The sequence below is a fragment of the Streptomyces katrae genome, from assembly GCF_000966975.1.
GTDB classification, from domain to species: domain Bacteria; phylum Actinomycetota; class Actinomycetes; order Streptomycetales; family Streptomycetaceae; genus Streptomyces; species Streptomyces katrae.
In genome coordinates this window covers 1-2,756 of the sequence record NZ_JZWV01001467.1, presented here as the reverse complement: position 1 = coordinate 2,756, position 2,756 = coordinate 1, and the positions used below count along the sequence as shown (strand labels likewise).

2 protein-coding genes are annotated in these 2,756 nt (G+C 74.3%); both read right to left on the bottom strand.

Annotated features, from left to right (window positions below):
* Positions 1-73: 73 nt before the first annotated feature.
* Positions 74-1,129, bottom strand: a complete 1,056-nt coding sequence (locus tag VR44_RS38375; RefSeq protein ID WP_245692858.1) for an SCO0930 family lipoprotein — start codon at positions 1,127-1,129, stop codon at positions 74-76.
* A gap of 149 nt (positions 1,130-1,278) precedes the next feature.
* Positions 1,279-2,748: an NADH-quinone oxidoreductase subunit NuoF family protein gene (locus tag VR44_RS38370; protein ID WP_052714025.1), complete on the bottom strand. Its 1,470-nt coding sequence runs from the start codon at positions 2,746-2,748 to the stop codon at positions 1,279-1,281.
* Between the last annotated feature and the right edge of the window lie 8 nt (positions 2,749-2,756).

Below are 2,756 nucleotides of genomic sequence, written 5' to 3'. Positions count from 1 at the left end.
AGGGGGCCGTGGTGCCCGGCGGGGGAGGGGGGCCGGGCACCACGGCGTCGGGGGGTGGCCGAGGGCGCCGGGGCTAGCCCGCGGCCTTCGCCTTCTTGCCCTTGTCGGTGACGGCGAACCAGAGGCCCTGCTTGCCCTGCCCGTTGACGTCGCCGGGCTGCTTGTCACCGGTGAACGTGTAGACGGGCCAGCAGTCGATGGTCAGCTGCTCGGAGCCGTCCGGCCGTTTCACCGAGCCGACCAGTTCCGCGGGAATTCCGGAGACCTCCGTCTTGTCCACCGGTTTGGCGGGCTTCCAGGTGTCCAGGCAGGCATCGAGGCAGCCGAATTTCATCGGCCACGCGCTGTCCTTGTCGAAGCGGTAGAGGGTCCAGCCCTCGGCGTTCTGCAGAATTCCGCCCAGTTGTGCGTTCTGCCGGACCGAGAGGGACACCTTCTTCCCGCCCGGCGGGGGATTCGTCCCGGCCCCCATGTTCATTCCCGCGCCCATTCCGGACCCCATTCCCGCTCCCATTCCGGAGCCGGAAGCGGAAGCGGAGCCCGTGGCCTTGCCCGCGGCGGCCGGCTTCCCGTCGGGGCCCAGGGCGTGCCAGGTGCCGCCGACGCCCTCGCCGAGCGCGTCCCCCGCCTTGGTGTCCTTCGCGTAGCGGTACACCGGCCAGCCCCCGAGGGTCAGCTGCTTCGTCCCGTCGGACCGGGTGACCGACCCCAGCATCGCGGCGTCGACACCCGCCCCGGCCTGCGCGTCGTCCGCCAGGACCACCGGCCAGGCCTGGGCGCAGTCGCCCTCGCAGTTGGACTTCGGGGGCTTGGCCGTGTCCTTGTCGAACCGGTAGAGGGTGAAGCCCTCGCCGTCGGTGACCGCGGAACCCACGCCCGCCACCTCCTGCGCCTTCAGCTGCCCGGCCGGGCCGCTCTTCGCGCCCCCGCCCGCCGGGGCGTCGCCCGAACCGGATCCGTAACCCGATCCGTAGAGGTCGAGCTGCTTGCTGTCGCCCACCGGCTTCACCGAATCCTGCTTCGCCGCGGAATTACCACCGGAACCGGAACCACACCCGGCCGTCAGCAGCAGTACCGCGACCGCCGCCGACCCGGCGAATATCTCCCGGCGCATTGTCCTGGTCTTCACGATCTCTCCTCGAGGTTCTGGTTCGATCCCGTGGGCTCACTGCCTTCGCCCATTGATACGGGGCCCCGGCCGGTCGGAGCCGGATTCCCCGGGAATTTGTCAGATCGCGACAGGAATGAACTCGGGTGCCCGTCGGGACCGTGCGCACCTCATTCCCGGAAACGCAGCGCGAGCGCCGGACAGCGCCGCACCGCGCGCAGCGCCTTGGGCCGCAGCCGCGCCGGAACGGGCATGGAGGCCTGGGCCGGGTAGCCGTCCGCGTCCAGCCGTACGACGTCGGGGAGGATGTCCACGCACAGCCCGTGCCCCTTGCACAGCGTCCAGTCCACGACGAGCCGCTCCGCGCCCCCGGCCGGCTCCTCGTCCGGCGGCAGGGGCAGCGCGCCCGTCACCGGGCGGCCGCAGCCGCTGCCGAGGGCGTGGTCGCGGAACTCCTCGGGGAACGCGGCGAGCGCCGAGGCCACGAAGTACGAGGTGCCGTCCGGATGGCTGCACGCCCCCCGGCGCCGTACCCCTCTCAGCCGGGCCTCCACCGCCTCCAGCGCGGCCCGGCCCCCGCCCCGTACGGCGTCCTCCAGGACGTCGGCCAGCGCGGGCAGCCCCCGGACGCACGGCCCGCACTGCCCGGCCGACTCCTTGGCCATCCAGCGCGCCACCGCCGCCACCTCCCCGGCCGGACAGGTCTCCTCCGGCAGCGGCAGCACCGCCCCGGCCCCCAGCACCGCGCCGAAGGCCGCGAGGGACTGCCGGGACAGGTCGGCGGAGCGGGCCGCCCCCGGCTCCAGCCAGCGGCCGTGGTAGCCGCCGACCAGGACCCCCTGGCCGACGCCGCTCCCGCACAGGTCCAGGACGTAGGCCAGGGAGGTCCCGGACGGCGTCTCGACGACCGTGGACCCGGCGACGGTCAGCAGGACCGTCCCCGGCTCGGAGGGCAGGCCGACCGAGCGGTAGGCCGGAGCGCCGAGCCGGGCGGCGACGGCGAGCTGGGCGTAGGTCTCGGTGTTCGACAGCAGGGTCGGCATCCCGCCCAGACCGCGCTCGCTGGTCCGCACCCGCTGCCCGGACGGCAGCGCCGGACCGCCGTTCAGCCCGCTCACGAGGGCGGTCCCCTCGCCGGTGACGAACCGTTCGGGAAGCCGGGCCACGCGCACCCGGCGGCCGCCCGGGCCGCGTTCGTCGACGGCGTCCCGTACCGACCGCTCGACGTCCGCGCGGGTGACGGCCACCACCACCTCCTCGGCGGACACGGCCGCGGCGGCGAGCAGGGCGCCGTCCAGCACCAGGTGCGGGGCGTGCAGCAGCAGCGCCGTGTCCTTGAGGCAACTCGGCTCGCCCTCACTGCCGTTGACCACGACGGCGGTGGCGGACTGCTTCTCCCGGGCCGACAGCATGACGGCCTGCAGCTTGCGCGCGAAGGGGAAGCCCGCACCGCCGCGCCCCCGCAGGCCGATGTCCGAGGCCAGGTCGGTGAGTTCGTCCGGGTGGAAGCGGGGGAGGGGGCCGTGCACCGCCAGATGGGCCTCGCGGTCGAGCCACCCGGTCCGGTCGAGCCCGGTCAGCAGCCGCGGCGCACCCACGCAGCCGAGCCCCGGACGGTCCGCCGGGCCGCTCACAGCCACCCCTGACG